9 protein-coding genes are annotated in these 6,617 nt (G+C 54.3%); all 9 read left to right on the top strand.

The genetic code is table 11. From position 1 onward, the window contains the following. The first annotated feature begins 238 nt into the window (after positions 1 to 238). Entirely contained in the window at positions 239 to 955 is a 717-nt protein-coding gene (locus AB5Y92_RS22175) for a transcriptional regulator (protein WP_005339902.1), read from the top strand. A 24-nt stretch (positions 956 to 979) separates the two neighbouring features. Next, positions 980 to 1,360, top strand: a complete 381-nt coding sequence (locus AB5Y92_RS22170; RefSeq protein ID WP_005339904.1) for a RidA family protein — start codon at positions 980 to 982, stop codon at positions 1,358 to 1,360. A gap of 84 nt (positions 1,361 to 1,444) precedes the next feature. Then, positions 1,445 to 1,837 carry a sulfurtransferase complex subunit TusD gene (gene tusD / locus AB5Y92_RS22165; protein WP_164537871.1) on the top strand — a complete coding sequence of 131 codons (393 nt, stop codon included), beginning with the start codon at positions 1,445 to 1,447 and terminating at the stop codon, positions 1,835 to 1,837. An 8-nt stretch (positions 1,838 to 1,845) separates the two neighbouring features. Further along, positions 1,846 to 2,205: a sulfurtransferase complex subunit TusC gene (gene tusC, locus AB5Y92_RS22160; protein ID WP_164537870.1), complete on the top strand. Its 360-nt coding sequence runs from the start codon at positions 1,846 to 1,848 to the stop codon at positions 2,203 to 2,205. A gap of 7 nt (positions 2,206 to 2,212) precedes the next feature. Next, positions 2,213 to 2,491 carry a sulfurtransferase complex subunit TusB gene (gene tusB / locus AB5Y92_RS22155; RefSeq protein ID WP_005339909.1) on the top strand — a complete coding sequence of 93 codons (279 nt, stop codon included), beginning with the start codon at positions 2,213 to 2,215 and terminating at the stop codon, positions 2,489 to 2,491. Positions 2,492 to 2,673: 182 nt separating this feature from the next. Next, entirely contained in the window at positions 2,674 to 3,048 is a 375-nt protein-coding gene (gene rpsL / locus AB5Y92_RS22150) for a 30S ribosomal protein S12 (RefSeq protein ID WP_005306278.1), read from the top strand. A gap of 93 nt (positions 3,049 to 3,141) precedes the next feature. After that, positions 3,142 to 3,612 carry a 30S ribosomal protein S7 gene (gene rpsG, locus AB5Y92_RS22145; RefSeq protein ID WP_005339911.1) on the top strand — a complete coding sequence of 157 codons (471 nt, stop codon included), beginning with the start codon at positions 3,142 to 3,144 and terminating at the stop codon, positions 3,610 to 3,612. 75 nt (positions 3,613 to 3,687) lie between these two features. Continuing rightward, positions 3,688 to 5,793: an elongation factor G gene (gene fusA / locus AB5Y92_RS22140; RefSeq protein ID WP_021229318.1), complete on the top strand. Its 2,106-nt coding sequence runs from the start codon at positions 3,688 to 3,690 to the stop codon at positions 5,791 to 5,793. 54 nt (positions 5,794 to 5,847) lie between these two features. Beyond that, positions 5,848 to 6,617: elongation factor Tu (locus tag AB5Y92_RS22135; RefSeq protein WP_368227713.1), on the top strand; the 770-nt coding region annotated here is incomplete at its 3' end.

Below are 6,617 nucleotides of genomic sequence, written 5' to 3'. Positions count from 1 at the left end.
GCGTTGAAATACAGAACCCCCGATGCGGTACATAGGGGGTTCTGAGTAGAGAAATGCTAGTTGAAAATGTGTAAACCTATTTCAGGACTAGACACCAATTCCTCGGCAAAGGTAGACGCAGCGCGGGTTTCAGGATGATCCAGAGCAAAGTTGTAGAGTAAAAAATCAAAAAAAGTTGACTTTACTCCCCTGCAATTTAAAACTCGGGAAAGTTGAATGGTTATTACAGGGGTAGAACATGACTGTCGGTATCGAGGAAGCCATGCTTCCCGAAGAACAGCTGATCAGCCGCACTTTTACAGATGAAGACAGGGAATTGTTGCGCTCATACGATGGGCTCATCGATGGCTTGGCCGAGCTGTTCGGCAAGCATTGTGAAGTGGTACTCCACTCCCTGGAAAATCTGCACGAGTCGGTGATCAAGATCGCCAACGGCTTCAATACCGGACGCACCCTCGGGGCGCCCATCACCGATCTCGCCCTGCGCATGCTCAAGGACATCGAGAGCACAGGCCAGGATTACACCCAGAGCTATTTCGCTCGCAGCCGTACCGGCGCGCTGATGAAGTCGAGCACCATCGCCATTCGCAACAGCGAGCGGCAAGTAGTGGGGCTTATCTGCATCAACCTGCACATCAATGCGCCTTTCCACGAGTTCGTGGCCGAATTTTTCCCGACGCCCCAGCAGGCGGCGCGTCAGTCACCAGAGACCTTCGCCAACAGCGTGGAAGAGCTGGTTGCCCAGACGGTGGATAACACCATCGACGAGATCAATCGCGATCCCACCGTGGCCAACAATGCCAAGAACCGCTTCATCGTGACCCAGCTGTTCGAGAAGGGCATTTTCGACATCAAGGACTCGATCAATCTGGTGGCGGACAAACTCAATATTTCAAAACATACCGTTTATCTTTACATCCGACAGCGCAAGCAGGGTGAAGACGAGAACGAGTAACTCATTCCAGAAGGGGATAGATGAATGGCTAAAGAAGTGATTGCAACCGACAAGGCGCCTGCCGCGATTGGTCCGTATGTTCAGGCTACCAAGGTTGGCGAGATGATCTTCACCTCCGGGCAGATCCCGCTCGATCCTGCCACCATGGAAATCGTGGCTGGCGGCATTGAAGAGCAGGCCGAACGGGTGATGAAGAATCTGGTTGCCGTGTTGCACGCTGCCGGTGCCGATGCCAGCAAAGTGGTCAAAACCACCTGCTTCCTGAGCGACATGAACAACTTCGTTGCCTTCAACCAGGTCTATGCCCGCTACTTTGGCGATGCGGCGCCAGCCCGCTCCTGCGTGGAGGTGGCCCGTCTGCCGAAAGATGTGCTGGTCGAGGTCGAGGCGATTGCCCATCTCTGATCCGCAGATCGAATCAAGCCCCTCCTGGCAGGGGCTTTTTTGTTTTTGGCGTAAAATGGACCGGGTCAGCACAGGAGTCCTGCTATGAGTCTGAGTTTTGCCATCCTGGTCACGGGGCCTGCCTATGGCACCCAATCGGCCAGCACCGCCTATCGTTTTGCCCGCACCATGTTGGCACAGGGGCATACCTTGTCCCACCTGTTCTTCTATCAGGACGGGGTCTGCAACGGCAACGGTCTGCATCTGCCTGCATCCGATGAGACTGACCTGGTGCGTCTGTGGCGAGAGCTGGCAGAAGAGCAGGGGATCCGTATCGACGTCTGTGTCGCCGCCGCCATGCGGCGCGGTGTGCTCGATGAGCAGGAGGCCAAGGGGGCAGGGCAGGTGCACTTCAATCTGCAACCGCCATTTTGTCTGAGCGGTCTGGGCCAGTTGGCCGAGGCTGCGCTCACTGCCGATCGACTGATTCAGTTCTAGGGGGAGTCATGAGCAAGAAAATCGCCTTTATATGCAGTCGTGGTCCCCATGGCCATGCCGCTGGCCGGGAAGGACTGGATGCCCTGCTGGCCACCTCGGCCATGACCGATGAGCTGGCCCTCTTCCTGATTGGGGACGGCGTGCTGCAACTGCTCAAGGAACAGCAGCCTGCCGCCATTTTGCAGCGCCACTACGCGCCCACTTTCAAAATGCTGGAACTCTACGATATCGAAGAGGTCTATGTCTGTGCTGACTCGCTGGCAGAGCGTGGCGTGACAGTGGATGATCTGCTGATCCCGGTCGAGAGTCTGCCGCGCCAGGAGCTGGCTCGGCGCTGGGTACAATGTTCGACTCACATCAGCTTTTGAGGTCTCCATGTTGCATCTGATATTGAACTCTCCCTTTCAGAGTCAGGCTCTGGCAGAGGCGCTCTCATATCTTCAGCCCGAGGATGAGCTGGTACTGATGCAGGATGCCGTGATTGCGGCATCGGCTCCCCAGTGGAGCGCGCGGCTGGCGGGTATCCCGCTTTATGTGATGCAGGAAGATCTGCAAGCTCGCGGTTTGCAGCATCGGGTGGGCAATGTGCTCGACATGGCGGGTCTGGTGGCACTGATTGCGCAAAAAGGTTCCCCGCGCACCTGGGGTGGCTGAGAAGCATATTTTCAAGAAAATTCAAAGTGATGTCGTTAAATCAAACGGATCCGAATTGCCCTTTTGTGACGCAAATTGTATAAATCTTGACTCCCCAGACAACAGGGCATAAAATTTCGCGTCCCCGTATCTGCGGGGAGGATTTTCCACACGTTTATGAAGTCATTATCAGGAGCCTTTTGATGGCAACTATTAACCAGTTGGTTCGCAAGCCACGCATCAAGCTCGTTGTGAAAAGCAACGTGCCGGCGCTGGAAGCGTGCCCTCAGAAGCGTGGCGTATGCACTCGTGTATATACCACCACCCCGAAGAAGCCTAACTCTGCACTGCGTAAAGTGTGCCGTGTACGTCTGACCAACGGCTTCGAAGTCACCTCCTACATCGGTGGTGAAGGTCACAACCTGCAAGAGCACTCTGTTGTTCTGATCCGTGGCGGTCGTGTAAAAGACTTGCCAGGTGTTCGTTATCACACCGTTCGTGGTGCGTTGGACTGTGCCGGTGTTAAAGACCGTAAGCAGGCTCGCTCCAAGTATGGCGTGAAGCGTCCTAAAGCTTAATGGTTCTCCGTTAAGTAAGGCCAAACGTTAATTCGTTTCTAGTTAGATAGCTTTCTAGTTTTGGGTAATCCCTGAAGTTACGGAGAATTTGAAATGCCAAGACGTCGTGTTGTTGGTCAGCGTAAAATCCTGCCAGATCCCAAGTTCGGATCAGAGCTGCTGGCTAAATTTGTCAACGTAGTAATGGTTGACGGTAAGAAATCTGTTGCAGAAGCCATTGTTTATGGCGCCCTGGACATCATTGCCACCAAATCTGGCAAAGAGCACCTGGCCGTATTCGAAGAAGCTCTGGATAACATTCGTCCGGCGGTCGAGGTTAAATCTCGTCGCGTCGGTGGTGCAACCTATCAGGTGCCGGTAGAAGTTCGTCCGGTACGTCGCAATGCCCTGGCAATGCGCTGGTTGGTTGATGCCGCTCGTAAACGTGGTGAAAAATCAATGGCTCAGCGTCTGGCTGGCGAGCTGCTGGATGCCGCTGACAATAAGGGTTCGTCTGTCAAGAAACGTGAAGACGTTCACCGTATGGCTGAAGCGAACAAAGCCTTCGCTCACTTCCGCTGGTAATCCGCTTGCGCAGGGTCTTTTGACTCTGCGCACCTTTAATTATCTAGGGACAAGCGCCTTAGTAAGAGGATGACAATGGCTCGTACAACCCCCATTGAGCGTTATCGTAACATCGGTATCTCCGCTCACATTGACGCCGGTAAGACTACTACTACCGAGCGTGTACTGTTTTACACCGGTGTAAGTCACAAGATCGGTGAAGTTCACGATGGCGCTGCCACCATGGACTGGATGGAACAGGAACAAGAGCGTGGTATCACCATCACCTCAGCCGCGACCACCGCTTTCTGGTCCGGTATGGGTAAACAGTTCCAACCGCACCGTATCAACATCATCGATACCCCGGGCCACGTTGACTTTACTATCGAAGTAGAGCGTTCAATGCGTGTTCTGGACGGTGCCGTGATGGTGTACTGTGCCGTAGGTGGCGTACAGCCACAGTCTGAAACCGTATGGCGTCAGGCTAACAAGTACAAGGTTCCCCGTATCGCGTTCGTCAACAAGATGGACCGTACCGGCGCCAACTTCCTGCGCTGTGTTGAGCACATCAAGACCCGTCTGAAAGGTACTCCGGTTCCCCTTCAGCTGAACATCGGCTCTGAAGAGAACTTCAAGGGCGTTGTTGACCTGGTCAAGATGAAGGCCATCAACTGGAATGAAGCTGATCAGGGCGTATCCTTCGATTACGAAGACGTCCCGGCCGAGTTGCTGGAACAGGCGCAAGAAATGCGCATGAATCTGGTTGAAGCCGCTGCTGAAGCGTCTGAAGACCTGATGGAAAAATACCTGGGCGGCGAAGAGCTGACCGAGGAAGAGATCAAAGGTGCTCTGCGTCAGCGCGTGCTGAACAACGAAATCATCCTGGTAACCTGTGGCTCCGCGTTCAAGAACAAGGGCGTACAGGCAATGCTGGATGCCGTGATCGAGTACCTGCCGGCTCCGACCGACGTTGCTGCTATCGACGGCCTGAAAATGGACGGCGAGACCAAAGACGAGCGTCACGCTTCTGATGACGAGCCGTTCTCTGCTCTGGCGTTCAAGATCGCTACCGACCCGTTCGTTGGTAACCTGACCTTCTTCCGTGTCTACTCTGGCGTGATCAACTCCGGTGACACCGTGCTGAACTCCGTCAAGGACAAGCGCGAGCGTTTTGGCCGTATCGTTCAGATGCATGCCAACAAGCGTGAAGAGATCAAAGAAGTACGCGCTGGTGACATCGCTGCTGCCATCGGTCTGAAAGACGTGACCACTGGTGACACCCTGTGTGACCCGAACGCACCGATCATCCTCGAGCGTATGGAATTCCCGGAGCCGGTAATTTCTATCGCGGTTGAGCCGAAAACCAAGGCTGACCAAGAGAAGATGGGTCTGGCACTGGGCCGTCTGGCTCAGGAAGATCCGTCCTTCCGCGTATGGACTGACGAAGAGTCAGGTCAAACCATCATCGCTGGTATGGGTGAGCTGCACCTGGACATCATCGTTGACCGTATGCGTCGCGAGTTCAAGGTTGAAGCCAACGTAGGTAAGCCGCAGGTTGCCTACCGTGAAACCATCCGTACCACCGTTAAAGACATTGAAGGCAAGCATGCCAAGCAGTCTGGTGGTCGCGGTCAGTACGGTCATGTTGTTATCGACATGTACCCGCTGGAAGAAGGCAAAGCCTACGAATTCGTCAACGACATCAAAGGTGGTGTCATTCCTGGTGAATTCATCCCGGGTGTTGATAAAGGTATCCGTGAGCAGCTCAAATCTGGTCCGCTGGCTGGTTACCCGGTTATGGATCTGGGTGTGCGTCTGCACTTCGGTTCTTACCACGATGTCGACTCTTCCGAACTGGCGTTCAAAATCGCTGCTTCCATGGCCTTTAAGGCTGGCTTCATGAAAGCCAATCCGGTTCTGCTCGAACCGATCATGAAAGTAGAAGTTGAAACTCCGGAAGATTACATGGGCGACGTTATCGGTGACCTGAACCGTCGTCGTGGCCTGATCGAAGGAATGGAAGATGGCCCGTCCGGTAAGATCGTACGTGCTCTGGTGCCGCTGGCCGAAATGTTCGGTTATGCAACTGCACTGCGTTCCGCTACCCAGGGTCGTGCTTCCTACGCCATGGAATTCGCCAAGTATCACGATGCACCGACCAACGTTGCACAAGCCGTGATCGAAGAGCGCAAATCCAAGTAATTTAAGATTCCCCGCCTACGACGGTAGGCGGGTTTAACCTAGAAGGACTACGTCGTGTCTAAAGAAAAATTTGAGCGTAATAAACCGCACGTAAACGTCGGCACCATCGGCCACGTTGACCACGGTAAAACCACCCTGACTGCAGCTATCACCAACGTGCTGGCCAAGCACTTCGGTGGTAAAGCTTTCGCCTTCGACCAGATCGACAAGGCACCGGAAGAGCGTGAGCGTGGTATCACCATCAACACCTCCCACGTAGAATACGACACCGCTACCCGTCACTACGCCCACGTAGATTGCCCGGGTCACGCCGACTACGTTAAAAATATGATCACCGGTGCTGCCCAGATGGACGGCGCGATCCTGGTAGTAGCAGCGACTGACGGCCCGATGCCGCAGACTCGTGAGCACATCCTGCTGGGTCGTCAGGTTGGTATCCCGTACATGATCGTGTTCATGAACAAGTGTGACATGGTTGATGACGAAGAGCTGCTGGAACTGGTTGAGATGGAAGTTCGTGAACTGCTGACCGAGTACGACTTCCCGGGTGATGACCTGCCGGTAGTTCGTGGTTCCGCGCTGAAAGCGCTGGAAGGCGACGCTCAGTGGGAAGAGAAGATCATCGAGCTGGCTGGCCACCTGGATACCTATATCCCGGAGCCGGAGCGCGCGATTGACCAGCCGTTCCTGATGCCGATCGAAGACGTATTCTCTATCGCTGGCCGTGGTACTGTAGTTACCGGTCGTGTAGAGCGCGGTATCGTTAAAGTAGGTGAGACCGTAGAAATCGTTGGTATCAAAGATACCGTTTCTACCACCTGTAC

The organism is Aeromonas sp. R1-1 (assembly GCF_040908495.1).
GTDB lineage: Bacteria > Pseudomonadota > Gammaproteobacteria > Enterobacterales > Aeromonadaceae > Aeromonas > Aeromonas veronii.
This window is presented reverse-complemented; position numbering and strand designations above follow the sequence as displayed.